The organism is Rhizobium sp. NLR10b, from assembly GCF_019685435.1.
Lineage (GTDB): Bacteria > Pseudomonadota > Alphaproteobacteria > Rhizobiales > Rhizobiaceae > Rhizobium.
In genome coordinates, this window is sequence record NZ_JABDWV010000007.1 from 363,216 (window position 1) to 384,534 (window position 21,319).

Below are 21,319 nucleotides of genomic sequence, written 5' to 3' on the forward strand. Positions count from 1 at the left end.
ATAGATACGCTTTATGCAGGGATCGCGCTTTGCCTTTGGTCCGTTCGTGCTTGATCCGGATGCGGGAACGCTGCTTCGGAACGATGATCCCGTTGCCATCAGCCACCGCGGGCTGAAGCTGCTTGCGGCGCTCGTCGGGCGAACGGGAGAAATCCTCGCGAAGACCGATCTGATGGACGCGGCCTGGCAAGGCATGGCGGTCGAGGAAGGCAACCTCACCGTCCAGATCGCGCGGCTGCGCAAGCTGCTCGGCTCGTCCGCCGGCGGCGGTGAATGGATTGCAACGGTTCCGCGCGTCGGTTACCGCTTCACGGGAGCCGTGCATCGGCTGAGCGGCATGAGGCGAAAAACCTTGCCGCTGCCTGATAAACCGTCGATCGCCGTGCTGCCCTTCCTGAATATCGGCAACGATCCCGAACAGGAATCCTTCGCGGACGGGCTGACGGAAGACCTTATCACCGACCTCTCCAGGATGCCCGGGCTGTTCGTCATCGCCCGCAACTCGGTCTTCGCCTACAAGGGCCGAGCCACGCACGTGCGAGAAATCGCCGAGGAGCTCGGTGTGCGCTACCTGCTCGAGGGCAGCGCAAGGCGTGCCGCCGGGCGCGTGCGCATCAACGCCAAGCTGATCGACGCGGCGAGCGGCGATCATCTCTGGGCGGATCGCATCGATCGCAGCCTGGACGATATCTTCGCGGTTCAGGACGAGGTGACGGCCAGGATCGTCGAAGCGCTGCTCGGTCGGCTGCGCGCGCCGCCGCCGCGAAATCGGCCGAAGAACCTCGATGCCTACGACCTTTGCGTGCGGGCGCGCAAGCTGATGGACGATTCCCCGCAGGCAGCCGAGGAAGCGCATCTGATGCTGACGCGCGCCGTCACCCTCGAGCCCGACTATGCCGAAGCCTATCGCTGGCTTGCCATGAACCACTGGATGGGCTGGGTCCATAGCGGCGGACCGACGGAATCGAACCGCGACGCTGCTCTGGAACTGGCGCGCAAGGCTGTTGCGATCGATCCGAACGATGCCGGCTGCCGTTGGGTTCTCGCCTATCTGCTTGCTTATGCACGCGATTTCGTCGAGGCGGATGCTCAATTCGCCAAGGCAATCGAACTCGATCCGAATGAGGCGGACACCTTTGCCGCATTATCCGATATCTCGGTCCTCGCCGGACGGATCGACGAGGGGCTGGAGCATATCGGCAAGGCATTCCGGCTGAACCCCTTTCCGGCAAGCTGGTATTATCTGGCGCTCGGCCAAGCGCAGTATGCGGCGGGGAAATACGAGGCCGCTATCGAGACGCTGCGGCGGGATGAGACCTATCGCACAAGCTCACGCCGGTTCCTGGCGGCCAGCCTGGCCCAGCTCGGCCGGCTCGACGAGGCGCGTGCCGAAGCCGAACTGTTCCTCGTCGCCAACCCCCATTTTTCAACCAGTCACTGGGCGACGATGGAGCCTTTCCGCGAGGCGGCTACGCTTGAGCATTTCGTCGATGGTTACCGCAAAGCTGGGCTCCCCTGACCGCATCTCGCGTACAAGCGGCATTCGAAGGCGCCGGGCGAGCCTTAGCGTCGGGCGGCTTCCGTATTTGATTTGAATCAAGGAAGTTTGCGACGAGCGGGCAGATGATTGCGCTGTCGTCACGGCTGCAACCGCGGCCGGTCGGAGGATCGTTCGATGGCAAACACTGTTCTTCATGCTCAACCTGCAAGTTCCCCGGCGATGCCGGGGCATGTCTCCGTGCCGGTGCTCGGCGCGACGCTCGCCGCCTTCGCCACCTTCTCATTCCTGCTGTGCATGCTGCTCGGTTTCATCTCCCCGGAATGGGGTCTGCATAGGCCATGGCTGCAGTTCTACCTGGGGCTGACCGGTTTCGATGTTCGAAGCTTGGCGCTCGGCATCGTTCAAAGCCTTATCTTCGGCGGCTATGCGGGTGCGCTGATTGCCACTATCTTCAATTTCATCAGCCGACGTTTCGGCTGAGGGGGAACGGAGCCGGACAGATGGCCGCCGACCGCTGCTGTTTCGATTGGATGAGCGCATTGCAGGCCGTCCTGATCGCGCTGGCGCTTCTTTTCGTTCCGGCGTCCGGCTTGCAAGCGATGCAATGCCATGACGGTTCGGTTCATGACCCTTCGGTCCAAGAGCAGTTCGAACGCTCCCCCCTCCACAGCGATGCCCATACCTGGCGTCATACCGGCTCTCAAGCACCCGACCATAAAGCCTGCTGCTCCGCGCCATGCGGTTTTTGCATTGCCGCGGTCTTGATCGACCGTCTCGAAGCTCCGGCAGCCCAAAGTTCTTTTCTTCCTTTTGCGTGGCGCAATCAGACCGGCAGCGGCCTGGCGTCTCCTCCCACGCTAGGCCCTCCTCGTTTCCCAGTCTGAGGATGCCGGATTGCGCCTCGGCGCTATCCGGTCGTTCCGCGGGCCTCCTTGCGGACACCCAGACCAATGGTCGGCACCGCCGATCCGGATAAAGGACCAACTGCAATGAATCGCCGTAATTTCTTGAATGGTCTGATGGCCGGCGCTGCAGCGCTCGGCACATCGACCGGCCTTCGACCCCTCTGCGCCTTCGCGCAGGCCGGACCCTCATCCGCACCACAGATGACACCTCATGCACTCTCGATCGGCTATCGAACCATTGAGGTGAAGGGCAAGTCCGCCCGCGTCTTCGGCCTCGTCCGACCGGACGGAACGCCGGGACTCGCGTTGGACGCCGGAACGGAATTCGACGTCGTGCTGTCGAGCGCCATCGACCAGCCGACGCTGATCCACTGGCACGGTCTGACCCCGCCCTGGGCTGCAGATGGCGTCCCAGACAATCCGGCCGCACTGCTGAAGCCATCGGAAAGTCGCCACTACACCTTCCCGGTTGGCGCGGGCGGTACGCACTGGATGCACGCCCATACGCTACAGGAGCAGAACCTGCTCGCGGCTCCGCTGATCGTGCAGGCGGCAGATGACAAGCTGCGCGACGAACAGGAGGTGATCGTGCTGCTCCACGATTTCTCGTTTCTGTCGGCGGAGGAATTGCTGGCAAAGCTGAAAGGGAACGGCGCCTCCGGCGGCATGCCGGCTCACCTCGGCTCGATGCAAGGTATGGCCGGCATGCAGCATATGATGTCCGGCGACAACATGGCGGGCATGGCGACGCCGGCAATGGCCATGGATGTCAACGACATCGACTATGACGCCTATCTCGCCAACGACCAAACGCTCGACGATCCCGAGATCGTAAAGGTCGAGAAAGGCGGCCGAATCCGCCTGCGCATCATCAACGGCGCCACCGCCACCGCATTCACCATCGACACGGGGAGCCTCTCCGGGGAACTGTTTGCCGTCGACGGGCAGGGCGTGCAGCCGGTCGCCGGGACGTCCTTCCCGGTGTCGATGGGACAGCGCCTCGACATTCGCCTCAGCATTCCGAAGGATGGCGGCGCGTTTCCCGTCCTTGCTCTGCGCGAAGGAGCATTGGAACGCACAGGCGTGATCCTTGCCACGGCTGGCGCGGACGTTCGTAGGGTCGCGGACGCGGGTGACGCCAAGGGGCCAGTCCTCGGGCTCGGTCTGGAACAGCGACTACTTTCCCTGAGACCGCTGGCTGCTCGCGCCACAGACCGCCTCTTCAAGCTGTCGCTGGGCGGCGACATGGCCTCCTACGCCTGGGGCATCGACGGCGCGGACGGTCTGGTGGTCAAACGCGGCGAGCGGATCGAGATCGCCATCACCAATTCCTCGATGATGGCGCATCCGATGCACCTGCACGGGCATCATTTCCAGGTGGTCGGCATCAACGGAACCCCCGTCGCCGGCGCGGTCAGGGACACGGTTCTGCTGCCGCCGATGGCGAGCGTCGTCCTGGCGTTCGACGCCGACAATCCCGGCCGCTGGCCGCTGCACTGCCATCACCTCTACCACATGGCGTCGGGCATGATGGCCTTCGTCACCTACGACGGCATCGGTTGACGCGGCTCCGAGAACCGCGAAGCCTCCTGCGAATTCATTAGAACGAGGCATCCTCATGAACGACAATCATCCTCCGTCGGCCTGGAGCAGCTACAGCCGAACCGTCTTCATCGCCTTCGCCGCGATCGCGCTGGCCCTCATCGCATACGAACACCGTGTGCATGTCCTCGGCATCCTGCCATGGCTCCTCATCCTGGCCTGCCCGCTGATGCATCTCTTCATGCATCACGGCCACGGCGGTCATGGCGGCCATTCCGGCCAGGACCATGCCAACTATCGGGCTGGCATGAGCAAGCAGGACCGGAAGGAGGCCGACGATGTCTGACACCCCTGCCTACGGGCTCTGGAGCCTGGTGATGATCAATTCCGTGGTGTTCATCGTCTTTGCCGCGAGCTTCACGAAGCTCGGGACGAATCGGGACTGGCGGTCGCTCGGTCCTTTCTCCGCCTTCGTCGTCGCGCTCTTCACGGAGATGTACGGCTTCCCCCTGACGATCTACCTGCTGTCCGGCTGGCTCGGGCGCCAGTTCCCGGGCGTCGACTTCTGGTCGCACGACGCCGGCCACCTTCTCGAGATGATGTTCGGCTGGCGGGTCAATCCGCATTTCGGGCCGTTTCACCTCGCCAGCAATGTGCTGATCATCGCCGGCTTCTGGCTGCTCGCCTCGAGCTGGCACGTGCTCTATGCCGCTCAGCGCGAGAATCGCCTGGCGACCACAGGTCCGTACGCTCGCGTCCGGCATCCGCAATACGACGCTTTCGTTGTGATCATGATTGGATTCCTGCTGCAGTGGCCGACGCTCGTGACGCTCGCGATGTTCCCGGTGCTGGTGTGGGTGTACGTGCGACTTGCGAGGCGGGAGGAGGAGGCCTCCAGAGCGGAGTTTGGAGCTGCGTGGGACGCGTATGCCAGAACCGTTCCGCCATTTATTCCGAGGCTTGGTCATGGCGCGGATGCAGCCGGAAGCAGTCGAGGAGGAGCGGTCCATGACTGATCATCACTCGCATGAAGCCCACGCGCACGCCCATAACGATCATTATCGTCATCAGGAAGACAAGAAGCCTGTCGTGCAGGTGGGCACTGCTCCGAGGCCTCTGGAAGGCGTTATCTATACCTGCCCGATGCATCCGCAGATCCGGCAGGTCGGACCCGGCACCTGCCCGATCTGCGGCATGACGCTGGAGCCCGAGGTCGCGACCGAAGCGGCAGGACCGAGCGCCGAGCTCGTCGACATGACCTGGCGGTTCTGGATCGGTCTCGTGCTGACCTTACCGGTCCTAGCCCTGGAGATGGGAGGTCATCTCACCAACCTGCACATGCTGCTCGGCGCGCAGCTTTCCAACTGGATCCAGCTCGTGCTGGCAACGCCGGTCGTGCTCTGGGCGGGATCGCCGTTCTTCAAGCGGGCCTGGGCCTCGCTCGTCAACCGCAGCCTCAACATGTTCACGCTGATCGCGATGGGAACGGGCGTCGCGTGGGTCTACAGCGTCGTCGCAACGGCGGCACCGGACATCTTTCCTGCCACGTTCCGCGCCGCCGACGGTTCGGTTGCGATCTATTTCGAGGCGGCCGCAGTCATCACCGTGCTGGTGTTGCTGGGCCAGGTGCTTGAGCTCAGGGCGCGGGAGCAGACCGGCGGCGCGATCCGGGCGCTGCTTGATCTTGCCCCGAAGACCGCCCGCCGCATTCGGGACGATGGTACGGACGAGGACGTCGTGCTCGATGTTGTCGCAGTTGGCGACCGCCTGCGCGTCCGTCCGGGCGAGAAGGTCCCGGTCGACGGGGAGCTGCTAGAGGGGCGTAGCTCCGTAGACGAATCCATGATCACCGGCGAATCCATGCCGGTCACGAAGGAGGTAGGCGCCAGGCTGATCGGCGGCACGATGAACCAGAGCGGTGGTTTTGTCATGAAGGCGGGCAAAGTTGGACGCGACACGATGCTCTCGCAGATCGTCCGCATGGTAGCCGAGGCCCAGCGCTCCCGCGCGCCGATCCAGCGGCTCGCCGACCAGGTGTCGGGCTGGTTCGTCCCAGCGGTGATTTTGGTCGCAGTCGCTGCCTTCGTGGCCTGGGGCGTCTGGGGGCCGGAGCCGCGCTTCGCCCACGGCCTCGTCGCCGCCGTCGCCGTGCTGATCATCGCCTGTCCGTGCGCGCTGGGGCTGGCGACGCCGATGTCGATCATGGTCGGGGTCGGACGTGGCGCGAGGATGGGTGTGCTGATCAAGAACGCCGAGGCGCTGGAACGCTTCGAGAAGATCGATACGCTCGTCGTCGACAAGACCGGCACGCTGACGGAAGGCAGGCCGAAGGCGACTGCATTGAAGGCCGTCCAAGGATTCGACGAATCCGAACTCCTGCGGCTGGCCGCAACGCTCGAACGTGCCAGCGAACACCCACTCGCCGCGGCCATCGTCGCCGCGGCGCAGGAGAGGAGCCTTGCCCTGGGCGAGGCCCGCGAGTTCGACAGTCCCGTCGGCAAGGGCGTCACCGGTACGGTCGACGGGCGGAATCTCGTCATCGGCAGCCATCGGATCATGGCCGAGGCCGGCGTCGACTTGTCGTCGCTCGCGGCCGAGGCCGAGACGCTGCGCGGCGAGGGTGCGACGGTGATCTACGTAGCCATTGACGGCAAGGTGGGCGGTCTCATCGCCATTGCCGATCCAGTCAAGACGACCACGCCCGCCGCGCTGCGTTCGCTGAAGGAGGAGAACATCCGCGTCGTCATGCTGACCGGAGACAACAGGACGACGGCGCAGGCCGTGGCGAGAAAGCTCGGCATCGACGAGGTCGAGGCCGAGATCCTGCCGGAGGACAAGGGCAAGGTGGTCGCGCGGCTCCGAAGCGAAGGACGCGTCGTCGCCATGGCAGGAGACGGGGTCAATGACGCCCCTGCACTTGCCGCCGCCGACGTGGGCATCGCCATGGGAACGGGGACCGACGTGGCGATCGAGAGCGCGGGCGTCACGCTGCTGAAGGGCGACTTGCAGGGGATCGCAAAGGCCCGCAAGCTCAGCCATGCGACCATGAGCAACATTCGCCAGAACCTGTTCTTCGCCTTCATCTACAACGCGGCGGGCGTGCCCATCGCTGCAGGCGTACTCTATCCCGCCTTCGGGCTGCTGCTCTCGCCGATCATCGCGGCCGCGGCCATGGCGCTGTCATCGGTCAGCGTCATCGGCAACTCGCTCAGGCTGCGCCGTTCGGCCATCGACTAGGTGACCTGCGGCTCGCCCGCTGGACACGGCATTCGCATCCATCCTGTTCCCGGCAAGCGGGCGCGGATAGAACCAGCCAAAGGAGAAACGACATGGGAATGACAATGCCAAATGTTATCCTGCTGGCCGCGGCGATTGCCGTCGGCAGTGCAGAGCTCGCCCTTGCGCAGACGAGCGGGGCGGATCCCCATCATCCTGCGGACCCGGCGCAGGCGACTCAGCCGTCGGGAATGGAGGACACGACCGTGCAAGGCCAGGGCGCGATGCCGGGCGGATCAGGCATGATGCAGTCCGGCATGATGGGACAAGGCAAAGGCAATACGATGCCAATGCAGTGCATGATGATGCAGCCTGGCGCGGCCGGGGGCATGCCGATGCAGCCCGGCATGATGGGGGCGATGCCAACGATGGCTATGCGCGGACCCATGATGAAGATCATGTTCGCGATCGCCGACACCGACGGGGATGGCGCGCTGTCCTTCGAGGAGGTGACGGCGATCCACAAGCGGATCTTCGGTAGCGTAGACGCCAACAAGGACGGCAAGGTCACACCCGAAGAGATGCAGACGTTCTGGAGGCCATAGCGGAGGCGACCCCGAAGGCCCTGTCGCGAAGCCTCCAAGGATATGATAGGATCGAAATGCATTCACCACGGGAGGGGTAAATGCGCCGTGTCCTTCTGACTTTGCTCCTTTGCGCGCAGTCCGCATCGATGCCGGCGGCGGCCGAGCTTGCCGTATTCCACACCGCTTCGTTCGGCGGCAGCCGGTCGGTCAGCCTCAGTCTAGCGGAGGGAACTGCGTCCCGCGATCACGCCTTCGACTTCGACGTCGTCATCACGCTGTCGGAATTCGACGGTGGCGGGGCTGTGCTCTATCAAGACGGAGGAAGACACAAGGCGAGGGTGCGATGCGTTTCGCCCGCCATGGTCCGGATCAATTCCGCCGACTATGCGGTTGACGTTTCGGCGCGGCCGGGAACCGACTGGAAACACGATCTCTGGTCAGCGCTCTGCAACGCCCCGCTCTCCTGATCGGCATTGCGGCATGCTTTGTTCAATCGACGCGTTAACCCTTCGGCGGGCGGATTTCCATGAACACGTATGAGGCACCGATCCCCGACGGGATCGCATAAACGTCGTAGGACGCCTGCGGCTCGTCGCCCATTCCCAACGAACCGGACGGCATGCCCGGCACGGCCAGTCCCCGGAGCGGCGGCCGCTCCCGCAGCAGTCGCTGGACGGCCTCGAGTGGCACGTGTCCCTCGAGGTAGTATTCCTCGACGACGGCGGTGTGGCATCCCACCAAGTCGGCGGGAACGCCCAGCCGAGCCTTTACCGCGGCGAGGTCGTCGGTGTTGTGGGCATCGACGGAATATCCCGCCGCAGCCATAGCCTTCAACCATTCGTGACAGCAACCGCAGTTCGGATCCTTGTAGACCGTCATTCTCGCCGTTGTGGCGGCGAAGGCCCCTCCGCCACGAAGCGCAAGGGCGGACGCCGCCATTGCGATGAAGCTTCTCCTGTGCATCGTCTCCACTCCTCGATGCCCTGTCGCCCGGATGTATCCGAGCGACAGGGAGTGCGTTATTTTACTTCGGTGACGGTCAGCTTGCCATTCACGCGTTCGGCAACGAACTCGATGCTCGATCCTTCCTTCAGCTTTTCGAGCAGAGCCGGGTCCTCGACGCGGAAGACCATCGTCATCGCCGGCATGTCGAGGTTCTTCAGGTCCTCGTGCTTGATGGTGACCTTCTTCGCCTTGGCGTCGACCTTGTTGACCACGCCCTTGGTGAACTCCGCAGCAAACGCACCGAAGGCTGCACTGAAAGAGAGCAGGGCGGCTAGGCTGATTTTAATCATTGCAGTTTTCATTTCATGGCTCCTTTTGCGCGTTACTTCCCGGCGACGGTGACGTCGCCGTGCATGCCGGCTTCGTAGTGGCCGGGAATCAGGCAGGCGAACTTGAACTCGCCGTCGGTGGTGAACTTCCAGACGATCTCGCCGGATTGACCGGCCGGAAGGCGGATGGAGTTGGCGTCGGCATGTTCCATTTCCGGGAACTTTTCCATCACCTTCTTGTGCTCCAGGATCTTTTCCTCCTGATCGAGCACGAATTCGTGGTCGACGGTGCCGGCGTTCTTGATCGCGATCTTGATGGTCTGTCCCTTGCGAACGTTGAAGACCGCGGGCGTGAACAACATCCTGCCGTCGTCGGTTTCCTTCATCGTGACGCGGATCGTCTGTGTCGCCTTGGCCTTGTCGCCAGGCTCTCCGACAGCCATTTTCTCGCCGTGACCGCCGGCGTGATTGCCGGAGGCGAGGGCAGGGGTTGCAAGCGCGGCGAGTGCCAGTGCCATTACATAATTCTTCATGCGTAGATCCTTTTTGATGTGGGATACTGAATCTCAGCCGTTCGTCGGCTTCGGCGTGATTTGCGTCTTCGCGTCTTTGGCCCTGGCGGCGTCCGGCAGCTCGCCAGTCCACTCCCAGGCCTGCGTTCCGGGCGGGTTCTCGTACCAGCCCGGATCGGAGTAATCGTCCGCCGAGATGCCCTCGCGGACCTTCACGACCGAGAACATGCCGCCCATCTCGATCGGGCCATGCGGCCCCCAGCCGGTCATCATCGGAACAGTGTTCTCGGGAATGGGCATTTCCATTTCGCCCATATCGGCCATGCCCTTGGTGCCCATTGGCATGTAATCCGGTTGCAGCTTCCTGATCTTCTCGGCGAGCTTCGACTTATCCGCGCCGATGAAGGTCGGGATGTCGTGGCCCATCGCGTTCATCGTGTGATGCGACTTGTGGCAGTGGATCGCCCAGTCGCCGAGGTATTTGGCGTCGAACTCATAGGCGCGCATGGCGCCGACGGGGATATCGATGCTCACCTCCGGCCATCGAGCCTCGGGCCGCACCCATCCGCCATCCGTGCATGTCACCTCGAAGTCATAACCATGCATGTGAACCGGGTGGTTCGTCATCGTAAGGTTGCCGACCCGCACTCGCACGCGGTCGTTCCTGGAAACGACCAGCGGGCTGATGTCCGGAAACACGCGGCTGTTCCAGCACCACATGTTGAAGTCGGTCATCTCCATGACCCTCGGCACATACGAGCCGGGATCGATGTCATAGGCGTTGAGCAGGAAGACGAAGTCGCGGTCGACGCGCATGAACGCGGGGTCCTTGGGATGGACAACGAAGAAGCCCATCATGCCCATGGCCATCTGCACCATCTCGTCGGAATGCGGGTGGTACATGAAGGTGCCCGACTTCACGAGATCGAACTCGTAGACATAGGTCTTGCCGACCGGAATGTGCGGCTGCGTCAACCCGCCGACGCCATCCATGCCTGACGGCAGAATCATGCCGTGCCAGTGAATCGTCGTGTGTTCCGGCAGCTTGTTGGTGACGAAGATGCGCACCCGGTCGCCTTCGACCGCCTCGATGGTCGGACCCGGAGACTGGCCGTTATAGCCCCAGAGATATGCGGTCATGCCGTCGGCCATCTCGCGTTCGACCGGCTCTGCGACGAGGTGGAACTCCTTGACGCCGTTGTTCGTCCGGTGGGGCAGGGTCCAGCCGTTGAGGGTGACGACCGGCTGGTAATCCGGGCCGGAAGTCGGATGGAGCGGCGGCTGCATGTCCGCCGACTCCATTGTCGCGGCGTCGGGCAGACCCATCGCCGAGGTTTTCGTCCAGGCGCCGGCCGCCAACAGGGATGCGCTCGCACCGAACAGTTGTCGTCTGTTGAACATGGTGGGTTCCTTTCTCAATGGCCGCCGCCGCTGCTGCCGGAAGCAGCGGCGACTTCGGTCTCTGCCGGCGCGCTGGTCGCACCGCCGCCGTAAATCGCAGGCGCAAGGTTGGCTTCGGCGAGCCAGAAATCGCGCTTGGCGTTGACGGAGAGCAGGATGGAGTTGATCTTGTCGCGCGTGTCGGTGAGCAGCTCGAAGGTGTTGGAGATCATGCCGTTGTAGGTCAGGAGGGATTCCTCCTCGACCTTGGTGCGCAGCGGCACGACATTGTTGCTGTAGTGCCGCGCGATGTCGTAGTTCGAGCGATAGGCCTCGTATGCCGAGCGTGCTTCCGAGCGGACGTTGACGGCCTTCTCCGCGAGCTGGTTTGCCGCCCGCATATAGGCCAGCTCGGCCTTGCGCATCCGCGCCTTGCCGGTGTCGAAGATCGGGATCGCGAACTCCAGCTCGACCTGGCCGGTGGTTCTGGTGATCTTCTCCTCGTCCTCGATTTCCCGTTCCGTTTCGAAGCCAGTCAGGATCTCGAGATCGGTGACATAACGCGTCGCTTTGGTGAGCCCGTACGACCTTGCGGTTGCCTCCAGCTCAAGCTTCGCCACCTGAAGATCGATGCGGTTCCTCAGAGCCTCGGCCTCGATCGTATCGCGTCGGGCGACGGCCTTGGGCAGCGGCGGCAGGCTGTTCGGAATCTGGTAGTCCAGGTCGGCCCCCCAGAGACCCATCAGCCGTGTCAGTTCCTCCTTGGCGAGACGAGCTGCGAGGCGCGCCTTCGCGGTCTCGCCGGCGAGCTCGGCGACGAACACATGTTCGCGCGCCTGGGCGCCCTTGGTCATCGCGCCAGTCTCGCCAAGTTTCTCCGCAAGTTCGGAAGCAGCGTCCGCCGTCGCCTGGGCGCGTTGCAGCTGCCCGACATTCTCCCAGGCGGCCACCGCCCCGATCCAGGCGCCCCGCGTCTCGGCGGCGACCTGTAGCGTTCTTACGGCAGCGGTCAGTTGCGCCTGGCGGAAGCGGGTGTCGGCGATCGCCACGTCACGGTTCCTCGTCGCAAGCGCCAGGATGTTCGTCGTGATCATCCCCTCGATGGTCTTGAAGGCCTCCAATCCAGGTGTGCCGAAGCCTGTCGTGCCGATGGAGACTGTCGGGTTGATGAGCATGGTCGACTGCCAGGCATCGGCCGCACTGTCGCCGAGATCGGCGTAGGCAGCCTGAAGGCCCTTATTGTTGAGCAGGGCGATCTGAACCGCCGTCTCGACGTCGAGGATTCTCCGTCGCGCGAGCAGATTTTTGACCTCTGCGGCGACAGAGCGCGCCTGAACCTGGTTCTGGATCCAAACCGTTTGCTTTGCCGTCGCTATTGCGGTCTTGTCGGCAACGGAAGCGAACCCTGCTTGCTTGCTGGAATATTCGGCGCCCGTGACGCAACCGCTCAGCACCAGCGGGACCGCCAGCACGGACGTTAATTTTCTGAGGCCGATCATGAGGCGTCTCCTTTCGCGGGAGACTGCAGATCGTTCTGTCTACGCCACGGCTTGGGATCGACGGGCTGCCTGCCAACATAGCCCGAAACCGGCGACCGATATGCGATAGGGCGCGGCGAGGGCTGTTCGATCGCGGCGGAAGATGCCACCACGTCGGGAGGAAGCGTGGATGCGCAGCCGCCGATGACAAGCGGCAGCCCCACCACGAAAAACGAGCGTTTCATTATGAAATTTCCGAATAAGAGATAACCTACGGGCGCTCGCCCGAAGCCAGGCGGCGACCGAATGGACCCGATCGAGCGGGCGCGTCTCTATTCAGATATTCGGAGGGCGGTGGAGCGGCGGCTGTTCGCCGAAGGTCGTGCGGTCGTCCAGGAACTGCCGGATCGAGGTTACAACTGGCCCACCGACGTAGGGGCTTTCACAAATGATGCCGAGGCCGCCGCAGAAATCCTTGCAGCATTCCTGCTTGACGAGCTTCGATGGACCTCCATCGTCATCGGGCATATCGATGCGCGAATGGTCGTGGTGGCCCGCTTCCGCCAAGTCGTGGCCTTCATGGGACGGCATCATCTCTGCGGCGGCGACGCGCAGTTCCGGGAATGCTGAGCCATGCATCGCCGCACTGGCGTTCGCCAACGAGTACCCGGCCAGTGATACAACGATCACCAGCCGCATCATAACGAGCAACATGCTCACTGTGATTCGGTACATCTTTGCCATTCCCGAAGAGCTACAGGTAATGCAGCCCGTTTTCAATCGCGGACCTAGCTATTGCCGACATGAGTCCTTAATATGACGCATCCCGCGGGGTTGAGGTTGGCCACTTAGACGTTTTTTTGCTGGCCGCGGCAGCAGCATCCGGTCCACTGTCTCGTCACGGGCGACCAGCGTGTGCCAGGCCGCTGCGGCAAGATGCAATGCCACCATCGCCAGGATGATCTTCGAGCCCACGACATGGTAGTGTGCGATTCCGAACCAGAAATAGCTGGCGACGCCCCCCATGCAGGCCTGTCCGATGATTGCGGCGTAGAAGACGTGATGAAGCGCCGTGGCGATCCGTCCGGTCCATGTGCCGGGCGCGGCAGGCTCGGGCGGCTGAAATATGCGGAGAACGAGCCGCACGCCCATCAGCAGGCCAATGCCGATCCCCGCGTAGTTGTGGAGCTGATGCTGGACGACGTCCCACGCAGACGGCGTCATCCCCATGTGGACTGCATGATGAATTCTCTCGATGCTGCCGCCAGTCAGATACTGCACCGGCACCATGAAGGCGACCAGCCAGTGAAGCCCTATCTGAACGAGCGAATAGCCGCCTCTCATTAATCCACTCCGAGCCAGAGCCGCAGATTATTCGGCGGCGGTTAACGCTTCGTCATCGGCCCATTGCCGAGAACATCGGGGAGGGTATCCGCCCTCTTGCTGCCCAGATGAGAAGGGATATGCGTGGAAGCGGGATCACGTCGGCTTGGGAAATAACTCTATGAGACGGACCTTTTTCGTGACGACTTTTGGACTGCTCCTTGCCATGGGAGCCGCTCTCTTGACGACAGTCCCGTCGCCGGCCGCCGAGGATGTCGTGGCGCTTCGGCAGGCGGACATGAAGGCCATGGCCGCCGCGGCAAAGACAATTTCCGGCATGTTTAAGGATCCGGCGAGCTACAAGGCAGCCGAGTTCCGATGGGCAGCAGACACCATCCGCGACAGATCCGGCGTCGTTCTTTCCGAACACTTCGTATCCGAGGCGACCAGCCCGCAATCAAAGGCCAGGCCGAACATTCTTGAGGAGCGCGAGCGGTTCGACCGCATCGCAAACGACCTGCGCGACTACGCCATCGCGCTCGACGCCGCTGCGCAGAATAATCCGGGACCGATGCCTGCCGACATGCGCATGAAGCCTGGAGAGGCCATGGGCAGCGGCCCGCTCGGCACTCACGTCCGAAGCGAGCAGGAGCTGTCGGCAATGCCGGCGGAGCACGCCTTTCACCTCATGCTGCAGACCTGCACGACGTGCCACGCCCGCTTCAGGGCGCAATAAGCACAACTGGTGTCAAGCAGCCATATTCGAAGCCGCCGACATCACATCCCGAGGCGCGGGACCGCCGAACAAGTTGCGCCCACCTTCCTCGACTTCCGTGAAACACCAGCGCACGACGCCATCGCGGTCGAGCAGGAATTCGCCGACAAGCTGGCCATGGCCGGTGGCGATCATCCGCGTATCGTCCTCCGTGAATTCGTAGCCGTCGGCCTTGTCGAGATAGTCGATCGCCGCCATCACATCCATGGGCTCCGGCAGCTCGCCCGGCATGTCGATCCGCATTGAGGACATCGTGCTCATGCTGACCTTGTGCGGCCATTCGTTCTCGGATTCGGTGAACTCGATATTCGGCAGGCCGAAGGCTCTGTGCGATACCCGTTCGGGGTCGGAGGCGGCCAGTAAATTGGGAAGCGGGTGGTAGCGGAAATAGAGGCGCGCTCGCTCGATTGGCGTATTGACGACTGTCAGGCTGTCGATGCCTTTCTCCTGCAACGCACCGGTGAGTTCGGCCATGGCGGCGATCTGCCGGCGGCAGAAGGGGCAGTGTAGGCCACGAAACAAGCCGACGAGCACCGGCTTCTGACCGCGGAAATCATCGATGGCGATCTTGCCATGGCGGGTGATCGCATCCAGCACCACGTTGGGCGCGCGATCTCCAGGCTGTAATGGTTTATCGGCGTGGTTCTCCTGCATTGTTAGTTCCTCCCTGTATGTTTCTGAATTATCTGGTCTAATTGATGCAGAGCTAGATACGAATCCTTCAGTCGAGAAACGGCAAGACGACGAATGTGCCGGGGTCGAGCTTGTGGCGGATGCACACATCCTGCGCCAGCGCGAAATACCGTTCCGCTTCATCCATGTCGTCGTGTTCAAGGCTCAGTGTCGCCAAGCCATCATAACACGGAAAGAGCAGTTGCGGCTCGTCAATTTCCTTCGCAACCTCAAGGGCTTCCTCGTAATACTTACGAGCTAGCTTCGGCTGCCCATGACATTGGTGTATCTGACCGAGCACGATCAGCGGTACGGAGAGATGGTCGCGCTGATCGAGCGCCCGGTCGATCTCCACCGCCTTTTCCGCCGCCGGCACGCCCTCCGCTCCGCAGCGATCTGTGAAGGTGCAGCAGGAGACCGCGAGATTGGCGAGAAGACGCGCCTGGAAGCCGAGATCGCCGATACGAGTGGCGACCTCCAACCCGCGCCGGCAGATTCTGATGGCGTTGGCCGGATCGACGATTGTGTAGAGAACGCCGAGGTTGGAATAGGCGCGGCAGGCGGCACTTTGCAGATCGGCCTTTTCGGCGACCGAAAGGCTGCGCTCCACTTCCTGCACGGCATCACGGCGGCGTCCGAGCCGCGCCAGCGCTGCACCCTTGGTGTTCAGCGCCTCTGCCATCGCCCGCGCCGCCTCCCGTCCGGCCTCCGTCGTTCCATCGATCGGCAGCGTTTGCAGGCATTGCAGCGCCTGTGTCGCCCATTCGGCGGCAGCAGCCTGGTCGCCGGTGCGGAAGGCGAGGTGGCCGCGTTCCTGCAGGAGATGCGCATGTTCGACCGGCGCATCGATCGGCGCGATCATCGCTTCGGCTTCGGCGCAATGGGCCTCCGCCTGATCGCGACGTCCCGCATCGAGATGCAGGCGGCTGATCTTGCGCAAGATTCTCGCCACGGAGATCCGATCATCTTTCACGCGGTGGGTCGCAAGTGCTCGCTGATAATGGTTCAGGGCGGCCTCACGCCGGCCGGCAGGACCGCAGAGATCGCCAAGGCGCTCCAGCAGCGCCGATTGCTCCGGCGTCACCTCCGGCTCGTCGGCAAAGGCAGCAAGAGCCTGACGGTAGAGACGCATGGCATCGTCATTGGCGTAAATCTTGCGGGCCATATCGCCCGCCGCCATGAGATAGCTGGCGCCCTTGGCCTTTTCGGTGGTCAGGCTAAAATGATGGCCGAGCTGCGCCAGATGCTCCGCCCGATCCGGCGCCACGCCATATTGGCGTTCCAGCGCCCGGCCGATCCGTCGGTGAAGCTCCATGCGCCGTTGCAGCAGCAGATTGTGGTAGATGACATCGTGCATCAGCGTCTGGCTGAAGCGATAGCCCGGCGCTATCTCGGCGTCCGGCCCGCGCAATTCCTCGATGATATTGGCATCGCAGAGATAATCCAGCGCCGCATCGATGCCGCCCGGGTCGGTCGCGACGGTGCGGAGCAGGGCGGTATCGAACTTCGGGCCGACGACCGCCGCCTCTTGCGCCAGACGCCTGATCTCCTGCGGCAGCCGGTCGACGCGGGCAAGCAACAGGGCCTGCAGATTGACCGGTATATCGACATCCGCGTCTTCGGCCGCGACATGCCAGCGCTGGCCGTCATTGTGCAGCGTGCCCATGTCGATCAGCCCGCGCAGGATTTCTTCGATGAACAGCGGATTGCCGCCGGCGCGATCGAGGATGCGCTTGCGCATCGGCGCCGGCAGCTTGCCGTGACCCTCGCCAAAAAAGGCGGCAAGCAGCGTCTGCCCATCGGCAGCGAGGAGGGGGCCGAGACGCTGGACGGTGACGCTGACGCGATTGGAGTCCAGCGGGTCCGTCTGCGACGTCGGCCGATAGATCGCGAGCAGCATCAGCCGGCTGCGCTCCAGCCGGTCCATCATGAAGCGCAGCACCTCCAGCGAGGCCGCATCCGCCCAGTGGAGATCCTCGATGACAAGAAGGAGAGGGCCTTGCGCCAGCCGCCGCTCGAAAACGGTGCGGACCGCATAGAAGATCTGCCGCCGCAATTGTTCCGGCTCGATGTGCCGGAGCGCGCCATCGGGATCGCCGAAGCCGAGAACATGCAGAAAGAGCGGCAAAAGCGCCTCGATGTCGTCAGGCCTGAGATCGAGGGCGCGGAACCCTGTTGTCAGCAGTTGCCGTGTCTTGTCGGGATCGTCGCGCTCGCCGATTCCGTAGGCGCTCCGCACGACCGCGGCGAGCGTGCCGTAGGATTGTTCGCCGAGGGGAGAACAGCTGGCTCTGCGGATGGCAAGGCCGGGGAAACGATCCGCATCGGCGGCGGCCCCGACGAATTCGCTGGCCAGACGCGATTTGCCGATTCCTGCTTCGCCGATCAGGCGGACAAGCTGCGCGGCGCCGCCACAGGCAAGGTCGAGGCCGGTCAGCAGGCGCGACAATTCCGCGTCCCGTCCTACCATCGGCGCCTGAAGGCCGAAACTTTCGAGCCCGCGCGCCCTATGCGGCGCTTCCAGCAGCCCGGTCAGCCGATGCACGAGCACGTTTCCACTCTTGCCGCGCAAGGCCTGCGCGCCGAGGCTGTCGAAGGCAAAGGCGTGGCGGGTGAGGCGATAGGTCAGCGGACCGACGAGAATATCGTTTTCGCCGGCCATGGATTGCAGCCGTTGCGCGGTGTTCACCGTGTCGCCGGTCACGGAATAGGATTTCGCACTGGCGGCGCCGAAACCGCCGGTGACGACAGGGCCGCTGTTGATGCCGATATGCAGACGCAGCGGCACGCCGGCGCGCGATTGCCAGCGTTTGCCGACTGTAGCGGCACGGTCGATCATATCAAGTGCGGCGCCAAGCGCCCGCACCGGGTCGTCCTCATGGGCGGCTGGCGCACCGAACAGCGCCAGAAGCGCATCGCCGACAAATTTGTCGACGAAGCCGCCATAGGCTTCCACCGCCCGGGTCATCTCTTCGAACAATTCGTTCTGCAGCGCCCGCATGACTTCAGGATCGATCTGCTCGCTTAGCGAAGTGAACCCGCAGAGATCGGCAAAGAGCACCGTCACCGGCCGCCGGTCGGCATCGCTATCGGCTTCACCCGGTGCTGTCTCGATGGCCGGTTTCGCGGCGGGCTGGGTCTTGCTTGAGATCGATGCGCCGCATCTCGGGCAGAAGGCAAAATCCGGCTGACATGGATAGCCGCAGGCCGCGCAAGAGAGAGGTTGCTTTGAGCCGCATCGCGGACAGAAAGCAAAACCGCTCTGAATATCGAAACCGCAGCCGGCGCATTCCATCGCAGGCATCTCACAAAAACCCGATATGCGACAGCGATATCGGCCGCTGCCGGCGGGCTTCTCAACGGCGATAAGAATGAACCTGCTGACGAAGACCCGCAAGCACAAACAGCCGCCGGCCAACCTTATCGGCCTGCTGCGGTTCCCTTATCCGTCCGACGGCAAAATTCGATCAGTTGCTCCGAGGTCATTGGCCTTGCCAGAGCGTAACCTTGCAGCAGATGGCAGCCGAGATCTTTCAGGATCTTCGCGTGCTCCATTGTCTCCACTCCTTCGGCAACGATGTCGATGTTCTGTGACCGGCCGATTTCGATAATCGAGGAGACCAGACGGCGTTGAGAAGGCGAGGCGATGATCGGCTTGACAATCTCTCGATCGATCTTGAGCCTTCGGGGTTCAAATCGAAGCAAGCTGACGATACTGGCATGTTCCGTGCCGAAATCGTCAATTTCAATTTCTATGCCGAGCGCCTTGATTGCTGGAATCACCTCATTGAGAGCGGGCTGAAGCTCGTCGAAGGAGATTGTTTCAAGCAGCTCGAAACACAGGCGCCCCCTCGCTGCGGGAAGCGCCGAAAGCTCGGCAAGGAGATTCGCCTGCGCCAGTCGGCGCGCCGAGATATTCACTGAGACCCGTGGGATTTGGAGTCCCAAACCGTCCCATCTCGTCAGCTCGAAGAGTGCCTTTTGCAGGATCAGCTTATCCATGTCGCCACTACGGCCGAGCCTTTCCGCAGCATCAAGAAACTCGGTCGGGCCGAGCAGACCTCTTCGCGGATGGTCCCAGCGGGCGAGGGCTTCGACGCCTGCGACTGCCAATGTGGATGCGTCGAACTGCGGCTGGAAGAACGCTACAAACTCGTCGCGTTCGAGCGCTTGATTGAATTCATCCGCCAGTTCTTTCGAATGAATTGCGGCGCTGCGAAGCTCTTCCGTGAAAATGGCCGCGCGACCGCGACCCGCCTTCTTCGCCTCGTAGAGAGCCAGATCGGCATTCAGAAGCAATTGGCTGAGGTCCCGACGAGAAGGTTCAGCCTCCCAGGCGACACCGACGCTTGCTCCGACCACATATGCTGCTCCATCGATAAAGATGTTGCGCTGAAGCGCGTCGACAATCTGCCTGGCCAATTCGGCTGCTTTAGGCTCCGGATTGGCGCTCCAGCTGGCGAAAATGAACTCGTCTCCACCGATGCGGGCCGCGACGTCGTTCGGGCCGGCCAAATCGGCGAGCCGCAAAGCCGTGGTCTGGAGGACGATGTCACCGCCAGCATGGCCTTTCGTGTCGTTGATCTCCTTAAACCGGTCAAGATCGATATGAATGAGGATCAGGCAATCTTCCGGAGCGGGCCGCGGCGGCTGCGAGATCATCTGGTCGACGAACCGCCGATTGGGAAGTCCCGTCAGTGCGTCGTGCAGTGAGAGGTATTCCAGGCGCTGACGGGCGCGAACGAGCTTCTTCTTGTGCAGGCGAAGTTTTTCGATGGTCCTTTGGCGCGACCTGGTCAGAAAGCCGACCCAGACGATGGGGGCAACGACACAGAAGGCCAATAAACTTGCATAGAACTCGAAGGCGCCGATCCCGTTATTTCTACCCCATCCATGCTTCGGACGCGCGGCGAGGGTCCATCGGCCGTAGGTCATATCCACGTTTGCCACGACCGGTTGCCTTTGAAAGGTCTCCAGGCTGCCGAGAAAAACCTGTTTGGGCGATTCCGGCTCCGGTTCGGTGCTGATGGCAACCTCAAGGTCGGTCGAACGAAGACCGCTATCGCCGTAAAGCCTTGGAATATCGATGATTCCGGAAAGAAGGCCCCAAAAGATCTGGCTATTTCCATCGGTGACATAGACAGGGCACCTGACCACGAAGGCCATTCCGCCTTGGACAAGCTCCACCGGGCCGGTCAAGACGATATTGTGGGTGTTGCGCGCCAGCATCGCGGCAGCCCGTTGCTTCTCATTCTTCCGGTAGTCGAGCCCGATGGCTCTTTCATTTTCCATTTCCGGATAAACCCATCTGACGACCATGTCCGGCGCCGCGGCGAAGCTTCGCAATTGTGAATCGGGCTGCAGGATCCGTGCTGCAAGTTTGGAGAACCCGTTCTGACCCATTGCGGGATCGACGGAGATACCCGCCGCCAGCCCTTGCAACAGTTTCACATTGCTGTTCAGGTTCGTCTGCAGCCGAGATGATATCGTGGCAAGCTCGCCGGCAACGACCGAGCGTTCATCGGCCAAAGAGCGCTCCAGCCGCCAATTCGTTGCCACCCAGACGACGATGACTGCAATAATGGCCGCAAATACCGCTGGCGCGAAGGCGCTCACATGGCCGGTTAGGCAGCCCGCGCGGCTGCGCGCTATCTCTGGGTCTTTTCGAAACGTCATCAGCTCGCCGGTGTGGTGGTAAGAGCGTATCCTTGCACAGCTTCTTTAAGGCAACGCTAAACCGACCAATACGGTTCGAATGTCGTCAGTCCGGCATGCACGAATGGCTAGATTTTTGCAGGGCCGGGGACACACCGCGCGGCGCTATCAGTCCCATCCGCCTATCTCCCAGGTCATCAAACCCGGGGAGAGTGACATTCTTACTTTGCAGATACAGGACACTTTAACTTTGCGGCTACAGGTGATTGTCAAAGCTGATTAGAGATGCGGCGCCCCTGGCCAGTTAGAAATGCGACGCTCTGGCTGTCCCGGCCCTGCCGGTCAGCCCCCGATCCGACCGGCTGGGCCGGATTGCAGGGAGGAGCGGGGGCGGGTAGGACGCACCCCTTCGGCTTTAGCTTTGAGACTATGTCCCTCACCCTTCATTCCGCAGCTTCCATCCGCGCCAGCGCCTTCTGTCGTTTGGCAATCACCTCCG

At 62.6% G+C, this 21,319-nt stretch carries 21 protein-coding genes; 10 read left to right on the forward strand and 11 right to left on the reverse strand.

Features of this window, described 5'->3' with window-relative positions; all coding sequences use genetic code 11:
• Positions 1 to 13 precede the first annotated feature (13 nt).
• The 9 genes from HJB91_RS14520 (at position 14) to HJB91_RS14560 (ending at position 8,218) form a co-directional block, all read left to right on the forward strand.
• Entirely contained in the window at positions 14 to 1,519 is a 1,506-nt protein-coding gene (locus HJB91_RS14520; RefSeq protein WP_221155083.1) for a winged helix-turn-helix domain-containing protein, read from the forward strand.
• 156 nt (positions 1,520 to 1,675) lie between these two features.
• Positions 1,676 to 1,981, forward strand: a complete 306-nt coding sequence (locus HJB91_RS14525; RefSeq protein ID WP_221155084.1) for a hypothetical protein — start codon at positions 1,676 to 1,678, stop codon at positions 1,979 to 1,981.
• A gap of 20 nt (positions 1,982 to 2,001) precedes the next feature.
• Entirely contained in the window at positions 2,002 to 2,385 is a 384-nt protein-coding gene (locus HJB91_RS14530) for a hypothetical protein (RefSeq protein WP_210631346.1), read from the forward strand.
• Positions 2,386 to 2,490: 105 nt separating this feature from the next.
• Positions 2,491 to 3,969: a multicopper oxidase family protein gene (locus HJB91_RS14535; RefSeq protein ID WP_221155086.1), complete on the forward strand. Its 1,479-nt coding sequence runs from the start codon at positions 2,491 to 2,493 to the stop codon at positions 3,967 to 3,969.
• A gap of 55 nt (positions 3,970 to 4,024) precedes the next feature.
• Positions 4,025 to 4,294 carry a DUF2933 domain-containing protein gene (locus HJB91_RS14540; protein ID WP_210631344.1) on the forward strand — a complete coding sequence of 90 codons (270 nt, stop codon included), beginning with the start codon at positions 4,025 to 4,027 and terminating at the stop codon, positions 4,292 to 4,294.
• Positions 4,287 to 4,964 (forward strand): isoprenylcysteine carboxylmethyltransferase family protein, encoded by a 678-nt coding sequence (locus HJB91_RS14545; RefSeq protein WP_221155087.1) that lies wholly within the window; start codon positions 4,287 to 4,289, stop codon positions 4,962 to 4,964. The genes HJB91_RS14540 and HJB91_RS14545 overlap by 8 nt, the downstream gene beginning before the upstream one ends.
• Positions 4,957 to 7,185 carry a copper-translocating P-type ATPase gene (locus HJB91_RS14550; RefSeq protein ID WP_210631342.1) on the forward strand — a complete coding sequence of 743 codons (2,229 nt, stop codon included), beginning with the start codon at positions 4,957 to 4,959 and terminating at the stop codon, positions 7,183 to 7,185. Before HJB91_RS14545 ends, HJB91_RS14550 begins: the two co-directional genes overlap by 8 nt.
• Before the next feature lie 92 nt (positions 7,186 to 7,277).
• Positions 7,278 to 7,769 (forward strand): EF-hand domain-containing protein, encoded by a 492-nt coding sequence (locus HJB91_RS14555; RefSeq protein WP_405047655.1) that lies wholly within the window; start codon positions 7,278 to 7,280, stop codon positions 7,767 to 7,769.
• 80 nt (positions 7,770 to 7,849) lie between these two features.
• Positions 7,850 to 8,218: a hypothetical protein gene (locus HJB91_RS14560; RefSeq protein ID WP_221155089.1), complete on the forward strand. Its 369-nt coding sequence runs from the start codon at positions 7,850 to 7,852 to the stop codon at positions 8,216 to 8,218.
• A gap of 34 nt (positions 8,219 to 8,252) precedes the next feature.
• Here the strand turns inward: HJB91_RS14560 and HJB91_RS14565 are convergent, their stop codons facing one another.
• The 8 genes from HJB91_RS14565 to HJB91_RS14600 form a co-directional block, all read right to left on the reverse strand.
• Positions 8,253 to 8,714: a DUF411 domain-containing protein gene (locus HJB91_RS14565; RefSeq protein WP_221155091.1), complete on the reverse strand. Its 462-nt coding sequence runs from the start codon at positions 8,712 to 8,714 to the stop codon at positions 8,253 to 8,255.
• A gap of 56 nt (positions 8,715 to 8,770) precedes the next feature.
• Complete coding sequence (locus HJB91_RS14570) at positions 8,771 to 9,058, reverse strand: copper-binding protein (RefSeq protein WP_210631339.1); 288 nt, start codon at positions 9,056 to 9,058, stop codon at positions 8,771 to 8,773.
• A 20-nt stretch (positions 9,059 to 9,078) separates the two neighbouring features.
• Entirely contained in the window at positions 9,079 to 9,558 is a 480-nt protein-coding gene (locus HJB91_RS14575; protein WP_221155098.1) for a plastocyanin/azurin family copper-binding protein, read from the reverse strand.
• Between the two features lie 33 nt (positions 9,559 to 9,591).
• Positions 9,592 to 10,938, reverse strand: coding sequence for a multicopper oxidase family protein (locus HJB91_RS14580; protein WP_210631337.1), 1,347 nt, complete (start codon positions 10,936 to 10,938; stop codon positions 9,592 to 9,594).
• A gap of 14 nt (positions 10,939 to 10,952) precedes the next feature.
• Positions 10,953 to 12,416 (reverse strand): TolC family protein, encoded by a 1,464-nt coding sequence (locus tag HJB91_RS14585; protein WP_221146622.1) that lies wholly within the window; start codon positions 12,414 to 12,416, stop codon positions 10,953 to 10,955.
• A complete protein-coding gene (locus HJB91_RS14590; RefSeq protein WP_210631335.1) occupies positions 12,413 to 12,640 on the reverse strand; it encodes a hypothetical protein in 228 nt (75 codons plus the stop codon). The genes HJB91_RS14585 and HJB91_RS14590 overlap by 4 nt, the downstream gene beginning before the upstream one ends.
• A gap of 91 nt (positions 12,641 to 12,731) precedes the next feature.
• Positions 12,732 to 13,130 carry a hypothetical protein gene (locus tag HJB91_RS30695; RefSeq protein WP_247241736.1) on the reverse strand — a complete coding sequence of 133 codons (399 nt, stop codon included), beginning with the start codon at positions 13,128 to 13,130 and terminating at the stop codon, positions 12,732 to 12,734.
• Positions 13,131 to 13,187: 57 nt separating this feature from the next.
• Positions 13,188 to 13,739, reverse strand: coding sequence for a cytochrome b (locus HJB91_RS14600; RefSeq protein ID WP_221146623.1), 552 nt, complete (start codon positions 13,737 to 13,739; stop codon positions 13,188 to 13,190).
• A gap of 160 nt (positions 13,740 to 13,899) precedes the next feature.
• Between HJB91_RS14600 and HJB91_RS14605 the strand changes: the two genes are divergently transcribed.
• Entirely contained in the window at positions 13,900 to 14,454 is a 555-nt protein-coding gene (locus HJB91_RS14605; RefSeq protein WP_210631332.1) for a cytochrome c, read from the forward strand.
• 12 nt (positions 14,455 to 14,466) lie between these two features.
• Here the strand turns inward: HJB91_RS14605 and HJB91_RS14610 are convergent, their stop codons facing one another.
• The 3 genes from HJB91_RS14610 to HJB91_RS14620 form a co-directional block, all read right to left on the reverse strand.
• Positions 14,467 to 15,147: a peroxiredoxin-like family protein gene (locus HJB91_RS14610; protein ID WP_210631331.1), complete on the reverse strand. Its 681-nt coding sequence runs from the start codon at positions 15,145 to 15,147 to the stop codon at positions 14,467 to 14,469.
• Positions 15,148 to 15,214: 67 nt separating this feature from the next.
• A complete protein-coding gene (locus tag HJB91_RS14615) occupies positions 15,215 to 18,460 on the reverse strand; it encodes an adenylate/guanylate cyclase domain-containing protein (protein WP_210631628.1) in 3,246 nt (1,081 codons plus the stop codon).
• Positions 18,461 to 18,585: 125 nt separating this feature from the next.
• Positions 18,586 to 20,841, reverse strand: a complete 2,256-nt coding sequence (locus HJB91_RS14620) for a bifunctional diguanylate cyclase/phosphodiesterase (protein ID WP_221102537.1) — start codon at positions 20,839 to 20,841, stop codon at positions 18,586 to 18,588.
• Between the last annotated feature and the right edge of the window lie 478 nt (positions 20,842 to 21,319).